The 22,453-nt window shown below is 68.6% G+C and carries 21 protein-coding genes; 5 read left to right on the top strand and 16 right to left on the bottom strand.

Annotated features, from left to right (window positions below; genetic code table 11):
• Positions 1 to 510: 510 nt before the first annotated feature.
• The 16 genes from lgt to hisD all read right to left on the bottom strand — a co-directional run bounded on the left by lgt (position 511) and on the right by hisD (position 15,420).
• Complete coding sequence (gene lgt / locus LQD00_RS15825) at positions 511 to 2,577, bottom strand: prolipoprotein diacylglyceryl transferase (RefSeq protein ID WP_269785084.1); 2,067 nt, start codon at positions 2,575 to 2,577, stop codon at positions 511 to 513.
• 145 nt (positions 2,578 to 2,722) lie between these two features.
• Positions 2,723 to 3,532, bottom strand: coding sequence for a tryptophan synthase subunit alpha (gene trpA, locus LQD00_RS15830; protein ID WP_232718126.1), 810 nt, complete (start codon positions 3,530 to 3,532; stop codon positions 2,723 to 2,725).
• Positions 3,529 to 4,860 carry a tryptophan synthase subunit beta gene (trpB, locus tag LQD00_RS15835; protein ID WP_232718127.1) on the bottom strand — a complete coding sequence of 444 codons (1,332 nt, stop codon included), beginning with the start codon at positions 4,858 to 4,860 and terminating at the stop codon, positions 3,529 to 3,531. Before trpB ends, trpA begins: the two co-directional genes overlap by 4 nt.
• Before the next feature lie 61 nt (positions 4,861 to 4,921).
• A complete protein-coding gene (gene trpC, locus LQD00_RS15840) occupies positions 4,922 to 5,740 on the bottom strand; it encodes an indole-3-glycerol phosphate synthase TrpC (RefSeq protein ID WP_232718128.1) in 819 nt (272 codons plus the stop codon).
• A gap of 181 nt (positions 5,741 to 5,921) precedes the next feature.
• A complete protein-coding gene (locus LQD00_RS15845; protein WP_406567039.1) occupies positions 5,922 to 6,683 on the bottom strand; it encodes a Trp biosynthesis-associated membrane protein in 762 nt (253 codons plus the stop codon).
• Positions 6,680 to 8,272 carry an anthranilate synthase component I gene (locus LQD00_RS15850; protein ID WP_232718129.1) on the bottom strand — a complete coding sequence of 531 codons (1,593 nt, stop codon included), beginning with the start codon at positions 8,270 to 8,272 and terminating at the stop codon, positions 6,680 to 6,682. Before LQD00_RS15850 ends, LQD00_RS15845 begins: the two co-directional genes overlap by 4 nt.
• Entirely contained in the window at positions 8,269 to 8,448 is a 180-nt protein-coding gene (locus LQD00_RS15855) for a tautomerase family protein (protein WP_005196179.1), read from the bottom strand. Before LQD00_RS15855 ends, LQD00_RS15850 begins: the two co-directional genes overlap by 4 nt.
• A gap of 39 nt (positions 8,449 to 8,487) precedes the next feature.
• Entirely contained in the window at positions 8,488 to 8,886 is a 399-nt protein-coding gene (hisI, locus tag LQD00_RS15860) for a phosphoribosyl-AMP cyclohydrolase (RefSeq protein WP_006867635.1), read from the bottom strand.
• A gap of 19 nt (positions 8,887 to 8,905) precedes the next feature.
• Positions 8,906 to 9,679 carry an imidazole glycerol phosphate synthase subunit HisF gene (gene hisF, locus LQD00_RS15865; RefSeq protein WP_232718130.1) on the bottom strand — a complete coding sequence of 258 codons (774 nt, stop codon included), beginning with the start codon at positions 9,677 to 9,679 and terminating at the stop codon, positions 8,906 to 8,908.
• Positions 9,680 to 9,744: 65 nt separating this feature from the next.
• Positions 9,745 to 10,566 carry an inositol monophosphatase family protein gene (locus tag LQD00_RS15870; protein WP_232718131.1) on the bottom strand — a complete coding sequence of 274 codons (822 nt, stop codon included), beginning with the start codon at positions 10,564 to 10,566 and terminating at the stop codon, positions 9,745 to 9,747.
• Positions 10,566 to 11,309: a bifunctional 1-(5-phosphoribosyl)-5-((5-phosphoribosylamino)methylideneamino)imidazole-4-carboxamide isomerase/phosphoribosylanthranilate isomerase PriA gene (gene priA, locus LQD00_RS15875; protein WP_232718132.1), complete on the bottom strand. Its 744-nt coding sequence runs from the start codon at positions 11,307 to 11,309 to the stop codon at positions 10,566 to 10,568. The genes LQD00_RS15870 and priA overlap by 1 nt, the downstream gene beginning before the upstream one ends.
• Before the next feature lie 53 nt (positions 11,310 to 11,362).
• Entirely contained in the window at positions 11,363 to 11,662 is a 300-nt protein-coding gene (locus LQD00_RS15880; protein WP_232718133.1) for a hypothetical protein, read from the bottom strand.
• Positions 11,659 to 12,300, bottom strand: coding sequence for an imidazole glycerol phosphate synthase subunit HisH (hisH, locus tag LQD00_RS15885; protein ID WP_232718134.1), 642 nt, complete (start codon positions 12,298 to 12,300; stop codon positions 11,659 to 11,661). The genes LQD00_RS15880 and hisH overlap by 4 nt, the downstream gene beginning before the upstream one ends.
• Positions 12,297 to 12,920 (bottom strand): imidazoleglycerol-phosphate dehydratase HisB, encoded by a 624-nt coding sequence (gene hisB, locus LQD00_RS15890; protein ID WP_232718135.1) that lies wholly within the window; start codon positions 12,918 to 12,920, stop codon positions 12,297 to 12,299. Before hisB ends, hisH begins: the two co-directional genes overlap by 4 nt.
• Positions 12,917 to 14,080 carry a histidinol-phosphate transaminase gene (locus LQD00_RS15895; protein ID WP_232718136.1) on the bottom strand — a complete coding sequence of 388 codons (1,164 nt, stop codon included), beginning with the start codon at positions 14,078 to 14,080 and terminating at the stop codon, positions 12,917 to 12,919. The genes hisB and LQD00_RS15895 overlap by 4 nt, the downstream gene beginning before the upstream one ends.
• Positions 14,077 to 15,420 carry a histidinol dehydrogenase gene (gene hisD / locus LQD00_RS15900; protein ID WP_232718137.1) on the bottom strand — a complete coding sequence of 448 codons (1,344 nt, stop codon included), beginning with the start codon at positions 15,418 to 15,420 and terminating at the stop codon, positions 14,077 to 14,079. The genes LQD00_RS15895 and hisD overlap by 4 nt, the downstream gene beginning before the upstream one ends.
• A 244-nt stretch (positions 15,421 to 15,664) precedes the next feature.
• Here hisD and LQD00_RS15905 point away from each other — a divergent pair, with 244 nt between their 5' ends.
• The 5 genes from LQD00_RS15905 (at position 15,665) to LQD00_RS15925 (ending at position 22,335) form a co-directional block, all read left to right on the top strand.
• Positions 15,665 to 16,120 carry a hemerythrin domain-containing protein gene (locus LQD00_RS15905; protein WP_232718138.1) on the top strand — a complete coding sequence of 152 codons (456 nt, stop codon included), beginning with the start codon at positions 15,665 to 15,667 and terminating at the stop codon, positions 16,118 to 16,120.
• Between the two features lie 224 nt (positions 16,121 to 16,344).
• Entirely contained in the window at positions 16,345 to 17,643 is a 1,299-nt protein-coding gene (locus tag LQD00_RS15910) for a dicarboxylate/amino acid:cation symporter (RefSeq protein ID WP_232718139.1), read from the top strand.
• 488 nt (positions 17,644 to 18,131) lie between these two features.
• Positions 18,132 to 19,607 (top strand): flavin monoamine oxidase family protein, encoded by a 1,476-nt coding sequence (locus tag LQD00_RS15915; protein WP_232718140.1) that lies wholly within the window; start codon positions 18,132 to 18,134, stop codon positions 19,605 to 19,607.
• Positions 19,608 to 19,630: 23 nt separating this feature from the next.
• Complete coding sequence (locus LQD00_RS15920) at positions 19,631 to 20,281, top strand: TetR/AcrR family transcriptional regulator (protein WP_232718141.1); 651 nt, start codon at positions 19,631 to 19,633, stop codon at positions 20,279 to 20,281.
• Between the two features lie 14 nt (positions 20,282 to 20,295).
• The gene (locus LQD00_RS15925; RefSeq protein WP_232718142.1) at positions 20,296 to 22,335 is read left to right on the top strand and encodes a neutral/alkaline ceramidase; all 2,040 of its coding nucleotides are present in this window, start codon (positions 20,296 to 20,298) and stop codon (positions 22,333 to 22,335) included.
• Positions 22,336 to 22,453: the final 118 nt, after the last annotated feature.

Consider the following 22,453-nt stretch of genomic DNA (forward strand, 5'->3'; position numbering starts at 1 on the left):
CTGGCCCGAGGAGTATTGCGCGGCGAGCGAATGACCGTGCCGAGATCGGTACCGGGCTGAGTCGAAACCGTCGCGACCCGAGGGTCGAGGCGATCGGTACCGGGCGGTCGGAGATCGCGCGTCGTGAAATTCGATCGTATCCGAACACCACGGCAGACGCGTGTGCTCGACGGCTGTGATACTCGCGACCGGGAGCCAGGCGCCGGCGGTGGTTCGGCGCGGGCTGTCTCCTGGGGCGCGGATGAAATCCGCCCCTGGAATCCGCCCTGTACAGCTGCGCCGGCGACATATTGTCGCCCGCCGCCCCCTGGAGGGCGCAGATCAGGGGCGGATTTCGGCCTCAAGGATCGGCGCCCAGCGGTCGGACAGCTGCAGCGCGACCACACCACTGAAAACCGCCCCCGAAAACAACCCTGCACAGACGCACCAACGACATATTGTCGCCGGTCGCCCCATGGAGGGCGCAGATCAGGGGCGGTTTTCAGGCTCGGTTTACCAGCGCCGGGTAGATCAGGAACGACGCCGACGACGACCGAACCGGGAGGCGACCCGGCGGCGGAGACTGCTTGCCGCGCCGGTCCCGCCGACGTCGGTGGCTCTTGTGACGGCCGGATCCGCAACTGGCGAATCTGCATCGCCGCCGTGTACGTCACCGGCTTCTACGTCAGCGGTTGCAGCGTCATCGGTTGCAGCATCAGACGGTCCCGGGTCGGCATCAGCCGCGTCTGTCGCAGCGTCCTCAGAATTCGCGGCGTCGGTTGCTGTGTCCTCGGGTTCGACGATGCCGGTTGCTGTGTCCTCAGACTCTACGACGCCGGTTCCCTCGTCCTCAGACTCTACGACGCCGGATGCCTCATCCTCGGAATCCGGGGAGCCGGTTGCCTCATCCTCAGACTCGACGACGACGGATGCCGTGTCCTCCGACTCCGCGACACTGCTTGCTGTGTCCACGGATTCGACGACCTCGGCGGGCGCGGCCTCGGAATCCGCGACGCCACCGTCCGCGTCCTCGGTTTCGGCGACGTCGGATGCCTCGTCCTCGGACTCGACGACACTGCTTGCAGTGTCCTCAGATTCGACGACGTCGGCAGGTGCGGCCCCGGGGTCCGCGACGCCACCGTCCGCGTCCTCTGTTTCGACGACGCTGCCCGCCTCGTCCGCCGCTGCTTCAACCGGCGCTCCGCCTGCGGCCTCGGTTGCCGGTGCTTCCGCGACGGCGGGCTCATCGTCCCCCGTCTCGGATTCGGTGATCTCTTGTTCGGCGACCTCGAGCTCAGCAACCTCAGCGGATCCGGCTTCGTCGGGCTCCGCCACCTCGGACTCGGCTGCTTCGGGCACCACTTCGGCTTCCTCGGCTTCAGGTTCCGCAATTTCGGTCTCCACGACCGCGGCATCGTCGACCACCGGAACCACCGGCTCAACAGCATCGGCGTCGGCCGCCGAGTCGTCTTCGGGGCTCGACTCATCGGCGGCGGCTTCGTCCGCGGGCTCGTCGACCGTGGGCTCGTCGTCCGCTGTCTTCACGGCCGCGGGTGCGGCGGGGACACGAGTGGTCTCGATGTTGTCGGCCTCGGCGTCGAGGGCGTCCAAGGTGTCCACCTCCGCCGGCGGCTGCTCGCCTTCGACAGCGTCGAGGTCGTCGAAGTCCTCGTCGTACCAGTCGTCAACGTATCCGGCGACGCCCTGTTCCTCGAGTTCGGCGGCACGTTCGGGGTGGTACATCTCCAGGCCCTGTTCCCGACCCTTGGGCGCGACCACGAAGTAGACGATCGCGCACACGAACACGAGGGCGGCGGTGAAGAGGTTCGGGCGGATGCCGGCGATGTAGTTGGCGACGGCGGCACGGTCGTCGCGCAGCATCTCGATGAAGAACCGGCCGAGGCAGTAGCCGGCGATGTACAGCGCGAACAGTCGGCCGTGGCCGATGCGGAACCGGCGGTCGATGACCACGAGGAGGATCACGATAAGGACGTTCCACAGCAGTTCGTAGAGGAACGTCGGCTGGACCACGGCGACCACGACACCGTTCGACTTACCGTCGATCAGACCCGCGTTGGCATACCCGGCCTTGTTGACCCGCTCGTAGATCTCCAGGCCCCACGGCAGGGTCGTCTCACGGCCGTACAACTCCTGGTTGAAGTAGTTGCCGAGCCGACCGATGGCCTGGGCCAACAGGATCGGCGGGGCGATCGCATCGCCGAAGGCCGGCAGTCGGATGCCGCGGCGTCGGGCGCCGATCCAGGCACCGACCGCACCGAGCGCCACCGCGCCCCAGATTCCGAGACCGCCGTCCCAGATCCGCAGCGCGTCGAGCGGGTCCTTGGGGGCGTCGGCGCCGAAGTAGGTCTTCCAGTCGGTGATCAGGTGGTAGAGACGGCCACCGAGGAGACCGAACGGGACGGCCCAGATCGCGACGTCGAGGACCTCGCCTTCCTGCCCCCCGCGTGCGACCCAACGGCGATTGCCCCACCAGACCGCGATGATGATCCCCGCGATGATGCACAGCGCGTACGCACGCAGCGGGAACGGTCCGATTTCCCACACTCCCTGGGGCGGACTGGGGATGTAGGCGAGCATCGTCGTGGTCGGCGCGTTCACGGTGCAACCCTAACCGACACGGCACTCACTCCCGCGCCGTCTGGTTACCGGGGCGCGCCTGGCGTCCGTACGGACCTCGGGTAGTCCGACCCCACTCGACCAGCAGCCGGGCGGCTGAGCTCTGTCAGACAGCAGCGTGGCGCGAACGCACACCCTCGGCGAGTTCGCCGACGAGCGAGGCCAGGCGGTCCTGACCGGCCTTGGCGGCGGTCACCAGCGCCGAGCCGACGATGACGCCGTCGGAGTAGGACGCGATCTGGGCGGCCTGCTCACGGTTGCGGACACCGAGTCCGACGCCGATCGGGATGTCGGAGTACTCGCGGACGCGGGCGCACAGCTCGGGAGCCATGTCCGACACCGCGTCGCGCGCACCGGTGACACCCATCGTGGACGCTGCATAGACGAATCCACGGGACGCGTCGACGGTCAGCGCGATGCGCTCGGTCGTCGACGACGGTGCGACGAGGTAGATGCGGTCGAGTTCGTACTCATCGGAGGCGGCGTGCCACTGGGCGCCCTCTTCGGGGATCAGGTTCGGCGTGATGAGTCCGGCGCCGCCGGCGTTGGCGAGGTCCCGCGCGAAGTTCTCGACGCCGTACTGCAGCACCGGGTTCCAGTAGCTCATGACGACTGCGGTGCCGCCGGCCGAGCTGATCGCCTCGACCGCGGTGAAGACGTCGCGCACCCGCACGCCGTTGGTGAGGGCGAGGTCGGCGGCCTCCTGGATCGTCGGACCGTCCATCACCGGATCGGAGTAGGGCACGCCCACCTCGATGATGTCGCAACCGGCGTCGACCATCGTCCGGAACGAGGTCAGCGAATCGTCCAGCGTCGGATAGCCCACGGGGAGGTATCCGATGAGGGCGCTGCGGTTCTCCTCGCGGCACTTCTCGAAAACCGGTCCGGTCTTCGACGAGATCGTGTCTGCGCTCATGCCTGCTCTCCCGGCTGTCCGTCGGTGGCCTTTGCCTCGTCCTGCGACGGCGGCGGGTCGAAGAGACCGAACCAACGCGCAGCGGTGTCGACGTCCTTGTCGCCGCGCCCGGAGAGGCTGACGACGATGATCGCACCCTCGCCGAGTTCCTTGCCGAGCTTGAGTGCACCGGCGACCGCGTGCGCGGATTCGATGGCGGGGATGATCCCCTCGCGACGGCTCAGCAGCGCGAGCGCATCCATCGCCTCGGTGTCGGTGATCGGTCGGTACTCGGCCCGGCCGGTGTCCTTGAGGTAGGCGTGCTCGGGTCCGACGCCCGGGTAGTCGAGACCGGCGGAGATCGAATGGGATTCGGTCGTCTGCCCGTCCTCGTCCTGCAGCAGGTATGAGTAGGCGCCCTGGAACGCGCCCGGCGTCCCGCCGGTGAAAGTCGCAGCGTGACGGCCGGTTTCGACGCCGTCGCCGGCCGCCTCGAAACCGACGAGACGGACGCCCTCGTCGTCGATGAAGGGGTGGAAGATACCGATGGCGTTGGAACCGCCACCGACACAGGCGGTCACCGCGTCGGGCAGGCGTCCGGCCTTGTCGAGGATCTGGGCACGGGCCTCGAGACCGACGACGCGCTGGAGATCGCGGACCATCACCGGGAACGGGTGCGGGCCGGCGGCGGTGCCGAAGCAGTAATAGGTGTTGTGCGCGTTGGTGACCCAGTCACGCATGGCCTCGTTGATGGCGTCCTTCAGGGTGGCCGAACCGTTGTCGACGGCGATGACCTCGGCGCCGAGCAGACGCATCCGGGCCACGTTGAGCGCCTGGCGGTCGGTGTCGACGCGACCCATGTAGATCACGCACTCGAGGCCCAGGAGCGCACATGCGGTGGCGGTGGCCACGCCGTGCTGACCGGCGCCGGTCTCTGCGATGATGCGGTTCTTGCCCATGCGCTGGGCCAGAAGCGCCTGTCCGAGTACGTTGTTGATCTTGTGTGAACCGGTGTGGTTGAGGTCCTCACGCTTGAGGAAGATCCGTGCTCCCCCGGCGTGCTCGGCGAGGCGCTTCGCCTCGTACAGCGGTGACGGCCGGCCGGCGTAGTCACGCTGCAGACGGTCGAGTTCGTTCAGGAAGTCGTCGTCGTTGCGGATCTTGTTGAAGGTCGTGGTGACCTCGTCGATGACCGCCATCAGTGCTTCGGGCACATGCCGTCCGCCGTAGACGCCGAAGTGGCCGCCCTCGTCGGGTTCGATCGACGTACGCGTCGTCAGGCCGGTGCTGGCCGGCGGGAGCACGGTCGCGGAGGAGTCGGGATGGGCCGAATCAGGTTGGGCGGTCACTACATCTCACAGTCGATCGGGCCGACGACGACATGGACCGAACACGGCCCGAAGACGTATGTCAGCGAACTGGTTTCGGGCACGACGGGTGGGTACCCGCGGTGACCAGCTCACGCACGGCGGCGCGGGGGTCACCACTTGTCACGAGTCCCTCACCCACCAGGACGGCGTCGGCGCCTGCGCCGGCATAGGCCAGCAGGTCGGCGGTGCCGCGCACGCCCGACTCCGCGATGCGGATGATCTCGGTCGGCAGGCCGGGGGCGATCCGCGAGAAGGTGTCCCGCTCGACCTGGAGGGTCTTGAGATTGCGGGCGTTCACGCCGACGACCGAGGCGCCGGCCTCGAGGGCACGGTCGGCCTCTTCTTCGGTGTGGACCTCCACGAGGGCGGTCATGCCGAGGCTCTCGGTGCGGTCGAGCAAGGAGGCGAGGACGTTCTGTTCGAGGGCTGCGACGATCAGCAGGATGACGTCGGCGCCGTGGGCGCGGGCCTCGTGGATCTGGTACGGACCGACGATGAAGTCCTTGCGCAGGACCGGGATGTCGACCGCGGCGCGAACGGCGTCGAGGTCGGCGAGCGAGCCGTGGAAGCGACGCTCCTCGGTCAGCACGCTGATGATGCGGGCGCCGCCGTCTTCGTAGGCCTTGGCCAGGTCGGCAGGGTCGCCGATCGCGGCCAGCTCCCCCTTCGACGGGCTCGCGCGCTTCACCTCGGCGATCACACCGATACCGGGTTGACGGAGTGCGGCCATGGCGTCCCGGGGAGCGGGAGCCTTCGCCGAGGCGGCCTTGACGGCAGCGAAATCGGTCACCGCTTCACGTGCGGCGACGTCGGCTTTGACTCCCTCGATGATCGACTCGAGAACGTTGGGCATGCTCACAGCGACTCCGCTCCCTTCCGCTCGTCGTGTGGTCTCAGGGTAGACCGACAGTCCCGGCGACCTGTCGCCGGGTTGGCCGATTCTCCCCGAAACGGGAACGGTCCTGGACTATGGCGCATATCTCAGCCTGTCGTGCGCGTCTCGGCGAGACGTCGGGCCGGGTCACTGCTCGCCCGGAGGGTCAGCGGTCGTCCGGATCGGACGAATCGGTGGGGTCGATGCCCGTGTCGAGCGCGTCCCACATCATGCGCTCGTTGGCGTCCGGGTCGTCGGCGGACCGCCCGTCCTTTCCGCCGGTCGCGGCGCCGCCGGCGGCCGGGGTGTCCCCGGCGTTCGTGGCGTCGGCCGCGGCCGCCTTCTTCCGCCGCTCGTAGTCGGCGAAGATCTCGGTCTCGAGCTCCTCGCGCCGGGCTGCGGGAGTCTTGTACTTCGACGACATCGTCGCACCTTTGGCGACCCGGAGCAGCACAACCGCGGCGGCGACGGCACACACCGTGCCCAGCAGGACCAGTGCGGCGGGCAGCCATTGGGTGTCGGTGTAGAGGACGATGTACCGGTCCGGGATGTCCCCGGCGTCGGCGGCGTACTCGGAGTCGGCGCCGCCGGCGATCAGGGAGATCGCCGGGAAAGCGGCGAGCACGCCACCGGCGGCGACAAGCAGCGCGACCAGGCGCAGCCCCCAACCGCGCACCGACAGCACCGCGGCGATGCCGGCGAGGTAGACCAGGGCGAGCGGCGTGAGCCACGGACTCCAGTCCGCACCCTTGACGTCGAAGGCGCGCTGAGGTGAGAGGCCGTCTTCGGCGGAGACGGTCGCCCAGGTCAGTCGGCTCGCACCCCAGAATGCGGCAGCGGTGGCCAGCATCAGGACCGCCGCGATCATCTGCGGCCGTCGCGAGGACTTCGGCTTGGTCTGGGATGCCTCGTGCTCCGCGGGTGTCACGCGTTGTCTCCTGACGGGGTCTCCCCGACCCTGTTCATCGTCGACGCGGCGGCGACGGCGTTGAGCACCGCGGTCGCCTTGTTGCGCGCCTCGTTGTACTCGTATTCGGGCTCGCTGTCGGCGACCACGCCGCCACCGGCCTGCACGTAGGCCTGGCCACGCGCGAGGAGCGCGGTGCGGATGGCGATCGCGGTGTCGGCGTTGCCGGCGAAATCGAGGTAGCCGACGATGCCGCCGTAGAGGCCGCGCCGTGTCTTCTCGTGTTCGTCGATGAGCTCCATCGCGCGCACCTTGGGTGCGCCGGTGAGGGTGCCGGCCGGGAAGCAGGCGGTCACCGCGTCGAGCGCATGCTTGTCCTCGCGCAGGGTGCCCGACACCGTCGACACCAGGTGCATGACGTGGCTGTACCGCTCGATGTGGCGGTAGTCGCTGACCTTCACGGTGCCGGGGACGCACACGCGGCCGAGATCGTTGCGGCCGAGGTCGACGAGCATGAGGTGTTCGGCGTTCTCCTTCTCGTCCTCGAGAAGGCCCTTGCCGAGCAGCTGATCCTCTTCCTCAGTGGCGCCACGCCAGCGCGTACCCGCGATGGGGTGCGTGGTGGCGATGCGGTCGGCGACGGTGACCAGGGCCTCCGGGCTGCTGCCAACGATCGTGAACGGCTTGCGGGCGATCGCGTCGGGGGCCGCGGTGTCGCTGTCGGCCTCGGTTCCCGGCATCCGCAGCAGGTACATGTACGGGCTGGGATTGGAGGCGCGGAGCACGCGGTAGACGTCGAGCGGATCGGCGTCGGTGTCCATCTCGAATCGCATCGAAGGAACGACCTGGAAGGCCTCGCCCGCCTCGATCTCGCCGACGAGACTCGTGACGATCTCGCTGTACTCCTCGAGCGTGCGCTGCGCGGTGAAGTCCGGCTTGGGCCGGTCGAAGGTCGAGACGGTCGACGACGCGGGTGCGGCGAGCGCCTCGGTCATCCGGTCCAGACGGGCCACGGCGTCGGCGTAGGCCTCCTCGACGCGCTCGTCGGAACCGTCCCAGTTGACCGCGTTGGCGATCAGCGTGATCGTGCCCTCGTGGTGGTCGACGGCCGCGAGGTCGGTGGCCAGCACCATCATCAGGTCCGGCAGGCCGAGGTCGTCGACCGTGGTCTCCGGGAGTCGTTCGAGGCGTCGGACCATGTCGTAGGCCATGAAGCCGACGAATCCGCCGGTCAGCGGCGGCATGCCCGGCAGCGGATCGGTCTTGAGCACGCGCAGCGACTCGGCCAGCACCTCGAGGGCGTCGCCACCCTCGGGAGCGCCCACCGGCACCGAGCCCCACCAGTGCGCCTGGCCGTCGACGACGGTCAGTGCCGAGGGGGCCCCGGCCCCGATGAAGGACCAGCGCGACCAGGACCGGCCGTTCTCCGCGGACTCGAGCAGGAAGGTCCCGGGTCGGTCGCCGGCGAGCTTGCGGTACGCCGACAGCGGGGTCTCCGAGTCGGCGAGCACCTTGCGGGTCACCGGCACCACGCGATGGTCACAGGCGAGGTCGAGGAATTCCGCGAGGGACGTCGTGTGCGCCCCGGCCGCCGCGTTCACGCCGCTCATCCGAGAGGCTCGCCGCCGACGCCCCACTGGGTGCGCGGCACCTCGGTGATCGTCACCCAGACCGAATCCGGGTTCTTGCCGGTCGCCTTGGCGTACGCCTCGGTCACCGCCGCGATGGTCTCGCGCTTGACGCGGTCGGAGAGTCCGGGGGTCTGCGAGATCTGGATGAGGGGCATGCAGCGTCACCGCCTTTCGGGTGTGATCACGATGGAAATCTACTGTGCGGAGTCGACCGGCCGGGCTTCTACGCCGCTTGGCGCCGGAGGCGCGTCGACACCGAAGGCCAGCGATTCGGTGTCAAAGCACGAGTGGTTCCCGGTGTGGCAGGCCGCACCGACCTGGTCGACGACGAGCAACACGGTGTCGCCGTCGCAGTCGAGGCGTGCGTCGTGCACGTACTGGGTGTGGCCGCTCGTCTCGCCCTTGACCCAGTACTCCTGGCGCGAGCGCGAGTAGTAGGTCGCCTTGCGCGTGGCGAGGGTCCGCTCGAGAGCGGCGTCGTCCATCCACGCGACCATGAGCACGTCGCCGGTGGAGCGTTCCTGCGCGACCGCGCTGAACAGTCCGTCGGCGTTGCGCTTGAGACGTGCGGCGAGCTCCGGATCGAGTGCCATCAGCGTTCTCCTACCTGTGTCATCGGACGGTGATCCCGGCCTCGGCCATGGCCGCCTTCACCTCGTGGATGGTGAGTTCGCCGAAGTGGAAGACCGAGGCGGCGAGCACTGCGTCGGCACCTGCCTGGACGGCGGGTGCGAAGTCCTCGACCTTGCCCGCACCGCCGCTGGCGATGACGGGGACCTGCACGGCCGCGCGTACCGCCTTGAGCATGCGCAGGTCGAAGCCCTGCTTGGTGCCGTCGGCGTCCATCGAGTTCAGCAGGATCTCGCCCACTCCGAGATCCTGGCCGCGCCGGGCCCACTCGACGGCGTCGATGCCGGTGCCCTTGCGACCGCCGTGCGTGGTGACCTCCCAGCCGGACGGCGTCGGCTCCGAGCCCTCCGGCACGGTCCGCGCGTCGACCGACAGGACGATGCACTGCGAGCCGAATCGTCGGCTCATCTCGCCGAGGACCTCGGGGCGTGCGATCGCGGCGGTGTTGACGCTGACCTTGTCCGCGCCCGCGCGCAGCATCATGTCGACGTCCTCGACGGTGCGGATGCCGCCGCCCACGGTCAGCGGGATGAACACCTGGTCGGCGGTCCGCTTGACGACCTCGATCATCGTGGAGCGTCCCGAACTCGACGCGGTGACGTCGAGGAAGGTCAGTTCGTCGGCACCCTCGCGGTCATAGCGCTCGGCCAGCTCCACGGGATCCCCCGCGTCGCGGAGGTTCTCGAAGTTGACGCCCTTCACGACCCGACCGTCGTCGACGTCGAGGCACGGGATGACCCGGGTCGCCAGCGTCATCGTCGTGTCTCCTTCGCGTGCTCGTTCTTCATGGGATGCGCCTGTCTCATCGGTTGCCGGGGTGCTCATTCCGACCACTCCCCGACCGTTTCCTCGATCACTGCCATCAGACCCGCGTGCACGGTCGGCGTACCCGCGACGAGTGACGGGGAGGCGACCGTCCAGCGCTCGCCCGCGATGTCGGTGGCGACCCCGCCGGCCGCCCGGACGAGCGCGGCACCCGCCGCGTTGTCCCACGGATGCCGGCCGAACGCGACGGCCCCGCCGAAGACGCCCGAGGCGGTGAACGCCATGTCGACGCCCGTGCTCCCCGTCATCCGGATGCGGGCGACGCGGGAACTCAACGCGCGCAACAGATCTGCGCGACGATCGCCCGCATAGCGACCGCGCCCGGCCGCGTTGAACGGACCGAAGGCGATCGCGGCCTCCTCCAGCGGCATGTCCGGCAGCGGATCGGCGACCTCGCCGTTGATCATCAGCGGACCGTCGGCGTGGGCGGCGTACTTCCGGTTCAGCAGCGGCAGCCACGTGAGGCCGAGTGTCGCCTCGCCGTCGACGACGAGGCCGAGCAGGATGCCGGTGAGCGGCATGCCCGCCGAGTAGTTGAAGGTGCCGTCGACCGGGTCGAGCACCCACACCGGGCCGTCGACCGGATCGGCGCCGCCGAATTCCTCACCGTGGACCGGGATCTGTGTCCGGTCCTCGAGCTCGGCCGAGATCCGCCGTTCGAGGTCGAGGTCCACCTGGGTGGCGAAGTCCGTACCGCCCTTGTGCACCGCACTCGGCGCACCCAGACCCTCGACGAAGGTGTCGACGGCGGCGTCGAGGACCGATCCCGCGGTGTCGAGCAACCGCGGGAGGTCGAGCGAACTCTCGGTTGCGCTCATCAGACCCCGGCGACGGCCGTGAGTGCCTCGGGCAGGGTGAAGCGGCCGGCGTAGAGGGCCTTGCCGACGATCGCGCCCTCGACACCCTGGTCGACGAGACCGGCGATGGCGACGAGGTCGTCGATGGCCGAGACACCGCCGGAGGCGACGATCGGGGCGTCGGTGGCCGCGGCGACCTCGGCGAGCAGTTCGAGGTTCGGGCCCTTGAGGGTGCCGTCCTTGGACACGTCGGTCACGACGTAGCGCGAGCAGCCGTCGCGGTTGAGGCGCTCGAGGACCTCCCACAGGTCTCCGCCGTCGGTGACCCAGCCGCGGCCGCGCAGCCGGTAGGAGTCGCCGTCGCGGATGACGTCGAGGCCGACGGCGATGCGGTCACCGTGCTCGGCTATCGCACGGGCGCACCATTCCGGGTTCTCGAGGGCGGCGGTGCCCAGGTTGACGCGGGTGCAACCGGTCGCGAGTGCGGCGGCGAGAGATTCGTCGTCGCGGATACCGCCTGACAGCTCGACCTTCACGTCGAGTTCGCCGACGACACCGGCGAGGAGCTCACGGTTGTCGCCGCGACCGAAGGCCGCGTCGAGGTCGACGAGATGGATCCACTCCGCACCGTCGTTCTGCCACGCCAGCGCCGCATCGCGCGGCGAGCCGTAGGAGGTCTCGGTGCCGGCCGCGCCCTGGACGAGGCGGACCGCCTGCCCGTCGGCGACGTCGACGGCGGGAAGGAGTTCGAGGGTGCTACCCATGGGTGGAGTGTTCCTGTCTGTTCTCGGGTCGGGCTGTTGTGTGTCGGGCGGGGTCAGGCGGGCGGGTGTCCGTCGCGGGCGGCGATCAGGTCCGCCCGCGCGCGGTTGACCATGCGGTTTGCCACGGTACCGATGGCCGCGATCATCGCGACCACTGCGGCCAGCGCGGCGATCAGGCCGGCGACCGGTGACCAGTTCGCCAGCAGGAGGATCAGCGGTATGCACACCGCCAGGACCAGCACACCGGCGCCGAGAGCGTAGAACGCGAGCTTGGCGATCGAGAAACCGCCGCCCGCAGACGGGGTGTCGGAGAGGTTCCCGTCTGCGTCGCCGGCCGGTGTGCCGTCGGTCATGAGAGGCCCTTCACCCAGTTCTCCAGGAGTTGGGCGCCGGCGTCCCCGGATTTCTCCGGGTGGAACTGCGTGGCCGAGAGCGGTCCGTTCTCCACGGCGGCCAGGAAGCGTCCGCCGTGCTCGGCCCAGGTCAGCTTCGGCGCCGTGAGCGGCGAACCGACGTTGTCCATCTCCCAGTTCTGTGCGGCGTAGGAGTGCACGAAGTAGAAGCGGGTGTCGGCGTCGAGGCCGTCGAACAGCAACGACCCCTCCGGGGCCTCCACGGTGTTCCAGCCCATGTGCGGCAGGACCGGCGCGGGCAGCTGGGTGACGCTGCCGGGCCACTCACCGCAGCCGTCGGCCTCGACCCCGAACTCCACGCCGCGTTCGAAGAGGATCTGCATGCCGACGCAGATGCCCAGGACCGGACGCCCGCCGGCGAGACGACGGCCGATGATCCGGTCGCCCTTCACCGCACGGAGGCCTTCCATACACGCGGCGAACGCACCCACACCGGGGACGACCAGGCCGGTCGCCTCCAGCGCGGTGTTGAAGTCGGAGGTCACCGTCACCTGGGCGCCGGTGCGTTCGAGCGCCCGCTGCGCCGAGCGTAGATTGCCCGAACCGTAGTCGAGGATCGTGACGTCGGTTGCGCTCACAGGGCTCCCTTCGTCGACGGGACGCCGCTGACGCGGGCGTCGTATTCGGTGGCGGTGCGCAGTGCGCGCGCCACGGCCTTGAACTCGGCCTCGGTGATGTGGTGCTGGTCGCGGCCGTAGAGCACCCGCACGTGTAGGGCGATGCGGGCGTTGAGCGCGATCGACTCGAACACGTGCCGGTTGATGATCGTCGAGTACGGCACCCCCGGATACCCGCCGATCACGGCGGTGAGCAGGTGTTCCGGTTCGCCGGTGTGCACGCAGTACGGGCGACCGGAGACGTCGACGACGGCCTGCGCGAGGGTCTCGTCCATGGGGATCCAGGCGTCGCCGAAGCGGCGGATGCCCCGCTTGTCGCCGAGGGCCTGACCGAGCGCCTGGCCGAGGACGATGGCGGTGTCCTCGATGGTGTGGTGTCCCTCGACCTCGATGTCGCCCTCGGCCTTGACGGTGAGGTCGAAGCTGCCGTGCTGACCGAACGCCGTCAGCATGTGGTCGTAGAACGCGATACCGGTGGAGATGTCGGTGATACCGGTCCCGTCGAGGTTGAGTTCGACCGAGATCGACGATTCCCTGGTGGTGCGTTCGACCTTCGCGATGCGAGGCGCGGGGGTGCTCACTGAGAGTTCTCCAGATCTGTTGTTGCGAGCGTGCGGCTGACGTCGAGGAACGCATCGTTCTCGTGGGCGAGTCCGATGGTCACCCGCAGGTGGCCGGTGATCCCGACGTCCCGGATGAGGACACCGGCATCGAGGTAACGCTGCCACGACGCCGGGGCATCCCGGAAACCGCCGAACAGCACGAAGTTGGCGTCGGAGTCGACGACTCGGTAGCCGAACCCGGTGAGCGCGGCCTCCACGCGTTCGCGTTCGGCGATGATCGCGGCGACGCCGGCGAGGGTGTCGTCGCTGTGGCGCAGGGCGGCGCGCGCGGCGGCCTGCGTCAGCGTCGACAGGTGGTACGGCAGGCGGACGAGCTGGATGGCGTCGACGACTGCGGGGGCGGCGGCCAGGTAGCCGAGGCGGCCACCGGCGAAGGCGAAGGCCTTGGACATGGTGCGGCTGACGACGACCTTGGTCGGGAACTCGTCGATGAGCTCGGTCGCGCTCGGCGCTGCGGAGAACTCGGCGTAGGCCTCGTCGACGATCACGATGCCGGGCGCCGCCTCGACGATGCGTCGGAGATCGGCGAGCGGTAGCGAGCCTCCGGTCGGGTTGTTCGGCGAGGTCACGAAGACCACGTCGGGTTCGCGATTGGTCACCTCGGCGACGGCGTAGTCGATGTCGAGACCGAAGTCGGGCGACCGTGCCGCGACCAGCCAGGTGGTGTCGGTGCCGTCGGAGATGATCGGGTGCATCGAGTACGACGGCACGAAACCGAGCGCGGACCGCCCGGGACCACCGAACGCCTGCAGCAACTGCTGCAGGATCTCGTTGGAACCGTTTGCCGCCCATAGGTTCTCGACGCCGAGCTGCACGCCGGTGGCGCGCGTCAGGTAGGCGGCGAGGTCGGTGCGCAACGCGACCGCATCACGGTCCGGATAGCGGTGCAGTTCCGCGGCGGCCTCGCGCGCCGACTCGGCGACGTCGTCGATCAGCGCCTGCGACGGCGGGTGCGGGTTCTCGTTGGTGTTGAGGATGACCGGCACCTTGAGTTGCGGTGCGCCATAAGCGGATTTGCCGCGCAGATTCTCCCGCAGCGGCAGGTCGTCGACGCTGATGTGTGATCCGGGGACCGGATTGCCCGTCCCGCCCCTCACAGTCGCGTCCGATGCGGTCACGGGCGCACGCTTCCGGCGAAACGCTGCTTCACCGCGTCGCCGTGACCGGGCAGGTCCTCGGCGTCGGCGAGGGTGACGACCTTGTCGGCGACCTCACGCAACGCGGCCTCGTCGTAGTCGATGACGTGGACGCCCTTGAGGAAGGTCTGCACCGACAGGCCCGATGCGAAGCGCGCCGAACCCGAGGTCGGCAGAACGTGATTCGAGCCCGCACAGTAGTCGCCGAGACTGACCGGCGCGTACGGGCCGACGAAGATCGCACCGGCGTTGTGCACGCGGTCGGCGACCGCCGCCGCGTCGCGCGTCTGGATCTCGAGGTGTTCGGCGGCATACGCGTCGACGACGGCGAGTCCGGCTTCGACGTCGTCGACGAGGACGATGCCGGACTGCTCCCCCGACAGCGCGGTGGTCACGCGCTCGCGGTGCTTGGTCGCGGCGACCTGCTGCTCGAGTGCTGCGTCGACGGCGTCGGCGAGTTCGATGCTGTCGGTGACGAGCACCGACGCGGCGAGGACGTCGTGTTCGGCCTGGCTGATGAGGTCGGAGGCGATGATGCCCGGGTCGGCCGAGTCGTCGGCGAGGATCGCGATCTCGGTGGGGCCGGCCTCGGAGTCGATGCCCACGACGCTGCGGCACAGGCGCTTGGCGGCGGTGACGTAGATGTTGCCCGGACCGGTGATGAGGTCGACGGGGTCGAGGACGGCGCCCGGCTGGTCGGCCGCATCCGTATCGGTGCCGCCGTAGGCGAGCAGCGCGACGCCCTGGGCGCCGCCGACTGCCCACACCTCGTCGACGCCGAGTAGCGCGCAGGCGGCGAGGATGGTCGGGTGCGGCCAGCCGCCGAAGTCCTTCTGGGGAGGCGACGCGACGACCAGCGAACCGACGCCGGCTTCCTGGGCGGGGACGACGTTCATGATCACCGACGACGGGTAGACCGCGTTGCCGCCCGGCACATAGAGGCCCACGCGACGGACCGGGATCCACTTCTCGCTGACGACGCCACCGTCGACGACCTGGGTGCGGGTGGTCTCGCGACGCTGATCGGAGTGGACCTTGCGCGCGCGGTTGATCGACTCGCGCAGCGCATCGGCGACCTGATCGTCCAGACCGGCGAGCGCGTCGGCGATGACCTGCGCGGGGACCCGCACCGAGGCCGGCCGCACACCGTCGAACTTCTCCCCGAAATCCAGCGCCGCGGGCGTGCCGGTCTCGGCCACCGCATGCACCACCGGCGTCACCGTGTCGAGTACGGCATTGACGTCGGTGCCCCCGCGGGGCAGCGCACGACGCAATTCGGCGAGCGTCGGCGTGCTACCGCGCAGGTCAATTCGGGCGAGCATGATCTCTCCTGGTCGGTGCGGGAATTTACCCATCCAGGATACGGGTCGGTGGCCAGCGGGTTTCTGGTGCGGGTGGTGAGGGTGTGTCGACGTCCCGCGCACGCGTCGTTCCCGACCTTCCCGGGCCGTGAGGAGACACCATGGACGGACTCGGGTGCAGGACCCCGTCATTCCTCCTACCGTGGGACGGAGGGCGGGTGGACAGAGAGGTGACAGAGTGTGTCAGTACTGCGGTTGCCGCGACATGCCCCTCCTACGGGATTACACCGCCGAGCACGAACGGGTCGTGAACCTGGGCGGCGACGCGGTCCGCGCACTCGATGCGGGTGACGTGGACCGAGCCCGTGATCTCGCCGGCCGACTCACCGTCGAACTACGGTCGCATTGGCATGGCGAGGAGGACGGTCTGTTCGCTCAACTGCTCGACTGCGACCACGACCTCTTCGCCGAGTACATCGACCCACTCGTCGACGAGCATCTCGTACTCGGCGCCTTCCTGGATTCGATGGATCTGTCGGCCCCGGAAGACCAGGACCGCTTTCGACGCGAGGTGTTCGCCCTGCACCGCCACATCTCGAAGGAAGAGGACGCCCTGTTCCCGGCGTCGGTCACCACCCTCGACGGCGACCAGTGGGACGCCGCGATCGCCGCATGGCAACGCGCCCACCCCGGTCAACGGATGCTGGAAACCGGGGTCTGACCTCGCCGGTCGGTGACGTCCGCCTTCGGGTGTCCGCCTCGATGGTCCTCGCCGCGGCATATCCACGCGCAGCAGAGCGTATGACGTTGTGCCCGGATTCCGGGCACAACGTCATACGGATCCACAGCGTCACCTGCGACGAAATCTCAACGTCAAATCTGTGACATCTGCGGGTAGTCCGTGCCGCCTAGGGTTCGCGGCGTATCCGACCCCAGGAGGACGCCTTGAAGGCGCTGAAGCATCCCGCACTGCAGATCGGCATCGGCGCGATCGCCGGACTGGTCTTCGGTCTCATCGTCGGCGAATGGTCGGCGAACCTGAAGTTCATCGGCGACATGTTCATCCGCCTCATCCAGATGTCCGTCGTGCCTTTGGTTCTCGCGTCGGTGATCGTGGCGACGGCGTCGATGTCGGGAGCCGGGACAGGCAAGATCGCGTTCCGCACGTTCAAGTGGATGATCGGGTTCTCCGTGGTGGCCGCGGTCCTCGCGTGGGGACTCAGCGTGCTGCTCGAACCGGGCAACGGAATGGTCTTCGACGGCGCCGTCGACCCCACTCTCGAGGAGGAGGCCGCCGAGACGACCGGCTGGCAGGACACACTCCTGAACTTCGTGTCCAAGAACGTCTTCGAAGCGATGTCGACGGCCACGATGGTGCCGATCATCATCTTCGCCCTGCTGTTCGGCGTCGCACTGCGGATGCAGATCAACAAGACCGGCGACGACCGGGTCCTCACCTTCATCGATCAGATCCAGCAGATCGTGCTCACCATGATCCGGCTGGTCATGTACATCGCGCCGATCGGGGTCTTCTGCCTGCTGGCCCCGCTGGCCGGCGACGTCGGGTTCTCCGTCATCACCACCGCACTGAAGTATCTGGGCACCACTGCGCTCGGTGTCGCGATCCTGTTCGTGCTGTTCGTCGTCGTGGTCACGGCGCGTACCCGCCTGAACCCGTGGAAGCTGCCCGGCAAACTCGTCGAACAGACCGCCATCGCGATCACCACCACCAGTTCCGCGGTCACCTTCCCGACCGTCCTCAAGAACACCGTCGAGAAGGTGGGCGTCAGTCAGAAGGTCGCGAACTTCACGCTGTCGATCGGCCTCACGATGGGGTCGTACGGGGCCGTCCTCAACTACATGATCGTCGTGATGTTCCTGGCCCAGGCGGGCGGAGTGGATCTCACACTCGGCGACATCGCACTCGGCATGGCCCTCGCGATCCTGCTGAACATGGGCACCATCACCGTGCCCGGAGGCTTCCCGGTGGTCGCGACCTTCCTCGCCACCTCGCTCGACCTCCCCCTCGAGGCCGTCGGCCTGCTCATCGCCGTCGACTGGTTCGCCGGCATCTTCCGCACATTCCTGAACGTCAACGGCGACACCTTCGTCGCCATGCTCGTCGCCAACGCCGACGACGACATCGACCGCGACGTCTACAACGGCACCAAGACCGTCATGTCCGAGGAGATCGACGTCTCCGCATTCGCCGGCGCCATGGCCAAGGCCGACGCCGCGGACTGATCTGTTTCCCGACGCCGCGTGGGCCCGGGAACCACCGCCCACCGCACCTAATTCCTTGGGCCTCAAGCCCTGCGGGTCCAAGGACCTCAATGATCCCGAAGTGGCTGCGGGCGTATGGTTCCCGCAGTAACGTGACACCCATGCCAGCCTATTGGGTCATGTTCGTCGTCGCGCTGATCTCGTGCATCATCATCGGGATCGGGTTCATCGTCGGTATCCCCGGCAACAAGGACTGATCTCCGGTCCCACCCACCGCGGCCGCACCGAGTGCGAGCCGCGATTCTCTACCGCGCCCCCAGCTTCCTCAGGATCGCCACCCGGGCACTCGAGCGCCACTTCCAGCCGGCGTTTGAGTACCCGAGTGGCGATTTGCGTCGTCGGAGGGGGTGTTGCGCCTCACACTCCCCTGTTACTCTCTCGATACTTCAGGTCATCTGACCTGAACATGTGGTCGATAGCCTCGCATCACCACGAGAACGGCGGATCACATGGGCACACACCTTTCACGCAGGCACTTCCTGGGCGGGACACTTGCCGCGGCGGGAGCCGCTGCAGGGGCTTCGCTCATCGGTGCAGGACGGGCGTCGGCCGCACCGTCGGGGATCGTCGATGTCGTGATCGTCGGAGGAGGACTGTCCGGGCTGGCGGCGGCGAAGGCACTCAAGGCGGCGGGCGCATCGGTGACGGTGCTCGAAGCCCGCGAGCGCGCGGGTGGCCGCGTCCACAACATCACCTCGCCCAAGCTGGGCGCGACACTCGACGCCGGAGCCGAATTCATCGGTCCCACACAGGGTCACATCGCCGGGCTCGCCCGCGAGTACGACGTACGGACGCTGCGCACCTACAACGCCGGCGACAGCATCTTCGTCGGCCGGACCGGCACCACTCGCGTACCCGCGGCCCTGCCGATACCCGCCGTCGCCGACCTCGGGCAGGCGGGTGCCGCGCTGGTACGTGCCCAAGCCGACGCCCTGGCGGGCTTCCCCGTCGGCGAGCCGTGGAAGCATCCCAACGCCGCCTACCTGGACTCGATCACGTGGGGGCAGTACACCCACCAGATCGCCGACTCCCCGACTGCGCGCGACCTCGTCCAGATAGCGATGTCGGCGCCGCTGTCCGTCCGCCCCGACGAGGTGTCCGCCCTCTACTACCTCAACTACATCGCGGCGTCGGGCGACGAACAGAACCCCGGAACCCTCATCCGCCTCCTGAGCACCGACGACGGGGCGCAGGAGCGGCTCTTCGAGGGCGGCGCCGCACTCATCCCACTCCGGATGGCGCGTGAGCTCTCCGCCGACATGGTCTACAACGCGCCCGTCCGGGCGATCTCGTACGCCGACGGCATCGCGACCGTCACCAGCGACGCCGGGACCCACCGCGCACGCCGCGTCATCGTCGCCATGTCCCCCGCCATCGCCGGCCAGATCGACTACCGGCCAGGGCTTCCCGCCGCGCGCACCGGCATCCATCGCGGCTACCGCATGGGTGCGGTCAGCAAGTTCGCAGCGCTCTACAAGCGGCCGTTCTGGCGCGACAACGGCCTGTCCGGGCAGGTGTACGGCGCCGGACGACCCATCGACGTCACCTTCGAGAGCTACGCCGAGGGCAACCACATCCTGATGGGCTTCATCTCGGCCGACGCCATGCGCCGCCTCGACCACGCCCCCGAGTCGACGCTGGTCAAGGAGTGCATCGCCAACTTCGTCGAGTACTTCGGACCCGAGGCGCGGGACTTCATCGACCACGGCGTGTTCAAGTGGGACCTCGAACCGTGGTCGCGCGGCGGTCCCGTCGCCGTCAGCAGGCCGGGAACTCTCACCAGGTACGGCACCGCCCTTCGCGAGCCCGTCGGCCCCATCCACTGGGCCGGCACGGAGACCTCGGACCACTGGACCGGCTACATGGACGGCGCGGTGCGCTCGGGGCGTCGTGCCGCGGGCGAGATCCTCGGCGATCTGAGGTGAGCGGCACGACCATGAGATCCAGGATGCCCGTCGAAGAACGTCGAGAACTGTTGTTGGAGTCCGCATTTCGGGTGATAGCCCGACACGGGGTCGACGGCGCGACCACGCGCGCGATCTGCGCGGAGGCCGGGGTGACCCTGTCGACCTTCCATTACGTGTTCGCCACCCGCGACGAACTCCTCGCCGCACTCGTCGAACGCGGAACCGAGAAGGAACTGACCGCGGTGGGAGCCGCGCTCGGCGAGGGCACCCAGAACATCTCGCACGGACGAACCGGTGTGGTGACGATCCTGCGGACCGCGCTCTCCGCCTACATCGACGGGGTCGAGGCCGACCCCGACCGCGAGCAGGCGATGATCTCGCTCAACCAATACGCAAGGCAGACAGACGGACTCAGCGACCTCGGCGCCCAGATGTACCTCCGCTACTACGCGGCGATCGCCGAAGCACTCGACGGTGTCGCCGCGGCCACCGGCACCGGCTGGAACCGACCGACCACCGAACTGGCACCGCTCGTCCTCGCGGCCACCGACGGAATCACCCTGTCGTACCTCAACATCGGGGACCGCGCCGTCTGCGACCTCATAGCCGACGCCGTGGTGACCACCCTGTCGACGCACATCGTCGACGCCGAGGACACCGATCGCCCCGAGAACACCCCAGAGAAAGTCTGAAAGGGACACACCACGTGGACGTGACACGGAGACAACTGATCGCCGGTGCGGCGGTGACCGCGGCAGGTGCCGGGCTGGCGCTCGGCACGAGCCAGGCCGGCCGGGCATCGGCCGCGCCCGGCGACTCGACGGACTACCTCGTCGGTTGCGGCATCGGTGATGTCACGGGAGCCGTTGCCGGACAGGGCATGATGGGCTACTCCAACCCCGAGCAGGTCGCGGCCGGATTGCTGCAACGATGCTGGGCGCGTGCCTACATCGTCGTCGACCGGGCGACCGGCAAGCGCGTGGTCTTCTTGACGGCCGACATCGCGTGCCTGTTCTCCTCGCACCACATGGGACTGATGGAGAAGCTGCGCAGGCGTTTCGGCTCGCTGTACACGGAGTCGAACGTCAACCTCAACGCGCAGCACTCGCACGCGTCCTGCGGCGGAACCGCCTGGGACTACGCGTATTCGCTCGCCGCGTTCGGCTTCAAGAAGAATTCCTACGACGCCGAGGTCGACGGCATGTTCGCCGCCATCGTGCGGGCGCACGAGAACCTGGCACCCGGCACGATCACCATCGGCCGCGAGGAACTGCACAACGCCAGCGCGAACCGCTCCAGGGTCGCCTTCGACGCCAACCCGTCGTCGGAGAAGAAGCTGTTCCCCAACGCGATCGATCCGCAGGTCACCGTCCTCCGCCTACGGCACGCCGGCGGCAGGGATGTCGGGGCCATCACCTGGTTCTCGACCCACGGGACGTCACTCGCCGACCACAACGTCCTGATCGCCGGCGACAACAAGGGGTACGCCAGCTATCTCTGGGAGCGCACCCAACCGGGCTTCGTCGCCGCCTTCCCGCAGACCAACGCCGGCGACATGACCCCCAACCTCTCCCTCAAGTGGTTCGAGCCGAGTGGTCCGACCACCGACAACAAGCGCAACTGTGAACTCATCGGTGAGCGTCAGTATGTCGCCGGGCGACGCGCCTTCGACGCCACCCGTCCGATGACGCGCGGTGGAGTCGACTCCGTCACGCGGTACGTGGACATGTCCGCGGTGCGGGTGGCCGGAACCTTCACGCCCGATGGGAAACCCGCGTCGACGACGCCGGCGATGATGGGTGCCGCCGCTGCGGCGACCAGCAGTGAGGACAACTACGAACAGCCGCTCCCCCTCCTCGTCGAGGGTATGAGCAACCCGCTGTTCGCCGCCCTCGGCGGCGACAAGAAGCCGCCGATCGCCCCGTGGATGCGGGACATGCAGGCGCCCAAGCTGATCCTCTTCCCGCTCGGGCTCATGCCGCCGTCCGGGTGGATTCCGTCAGTGGTCCCGCTGCAGATCATGCGGATCGGCGAGCTCGTGCTCGTCGCGGTACCGGCCGAGGTCACCGTCGTCGCGGGACTCCGACTGCGTCGGGTGGTCGCCGACGAATTGCGCGTCGACATCGACAACGTACTGGTGCAGGGCTATTCGAACAGCTACACCCAGTACGTCACCACCCCGGAGGAATACGACCTGCAGCAGTACGAGGGCGGCGAAACCCAGTACGGCCGTTACACACTGCCCGCGTACATGCAGGAATTCGCGAAGCTCGCCGGCGCGATGGCTTCCGGGCGCAGCCTGGGTCGCGGTCCGGCTCCGGTCGACAAATCCGGACTACAGCCCGATCTGCTCCCGCCGGTGCCCGCCGACCGCCCCGTCGCCGGGCACACGTACGGAGACGTCCTCCGGCAGCCGCGCGACTCCTACGGTGTCGGGCAGACCGTGAGGGTCGAGTTCGTCGGCGCACACCCCAACAACGACTTCCGCCACGGCGGAACATATCTGGAGGTCCAGCGACGCGAAGGAGGCACGTGGCGGACGGTCGCCGACGACAACGACTGGTCCACCGAGTTCCGGTGGGCGCGTCCCCCGGGCAGCCTCGACACCTCCCGCGTCACGATCAGTTGGCGTCCTGGCGCGGGGACGTCGGGAACATACCGGGTGAGGTACCTCGGGAACAGCCGCGACGGCAGCGGACGCATCCGTCCGATCAGCGGGACGTCGAGGACGTTCGAGGTGAGATGACGCCACCACTGATCCTGAGGCGCGAGCGCATCGAGCCGCCCTTCGCTCCCCGAGGTGCGAGCGCAGCGAGCCACCCTTCGCTCCCTGAGGTGCGAGCGCAGCGAGCCACCCTTCGCTC

Source organism: Gordonia metallireducens, from assembly GCF_021245825.1.
GTDB classification, from domain to species: domain Bacteria; phylum Actinomycetota; class Actinomycetes; order Mycobacteriales; family Mycobacteriaceae; genus Gordonia; species Gordonia namibiensis.

Excerpts from the sequence above, each read along its gene's own strand:
- lgt (WP_269785084.1), bottom strand. The coding sequence starts at position 2,577 with ATGCTCGCCTACATCCCCAGTCCGCCCCAGGGAGTGTGGGAAATCGGA.
- trpA (WP_232718126.1), bottom strand. The coding sequence starts at position 3,532 with ATGAGCGCAGACACGATCTCGTCGAAGACCGGACCGGTTTTCGAGAAG.
- LQD00_RS15850 (WP_232718129.1), bottom strand. The coding sequence starts at position 8,272 with ATGAGCGGCGTGAACGCGGCGGCCGGGGCGCACACGACGTCCCTCGCG.
- LQD00_RS15855 (WP_005196179.1), bottom strand. The coding sequence starts at position 8,448 with ATGCCCCTCATCCAGATCTCGCAGACCCCCGGACTCTCCGACCGCGTC.
- hisI (WP_006867635.1), bottom strand. The coding sequence starts at position 8,886 with ATGGCACTCGATCCGGAGCTCGCCGCACGTCTCAAGCGCAACGCCGAC.
- hisF (WP_232718130.1), bottom strand. The coding sequence starts at position 9,679 with ATGACGCTGGCGACCCGGGTCATCCCGTGCCTCGACGTCGACGACGGT.
- LQD00_RS15870 (WP_232718131.1), bottom strand. The coding sequence starts at position 10,566 with ATGAGCGCAACCGAGAGTTCGCTCGACCTCCCGCGGTTGCTCGACACC.
- priA (WP_232718132.1), bottom strand. The coding sequence starts at position 11,309 with ATGGGTAGCACCCTCGAACTCCTTCCCGCCGTCGACGTCGCCGACGGG.
- LQD00_RS15880 (WP_232718133.1), bottom strand. The coding sequence starts at position 11,662 with ATGACCGACGGCACACCGGCCGGCGACGCAGACGGGAACCTCTCCGAC.
- hisD (WP_232718137.1), bottom strand. The coding sequence starts at position 15,420 with ATGCTCGCCCGAATTGACCTGCGCGGTAGCACGCCGACGCTCGCCGAA.
- LQD00_RS15905 (WP_232718138.1), top strand. The coding sequence starts at position 15,665 with ATGCCCCTCCTACGGGATTACACCGCCGAGCACGAACGGGTCGTGAAC.
- LQD00_RS15915 (WP_232718140.1), top strand. The coding sequence starts at position 18,132 with ATGGGCACACACCTTTCACGCAGGCACTTCCTGGGCGGGACACTTGCC.
- LQD00_RS15920 (WP_232718141.1), top strand. The coding sequence starts at position 19,631 with ATGCCCGTCGAAGAACGTCGAGAACTGTTGTTGGAGTCCGCATTTCGG.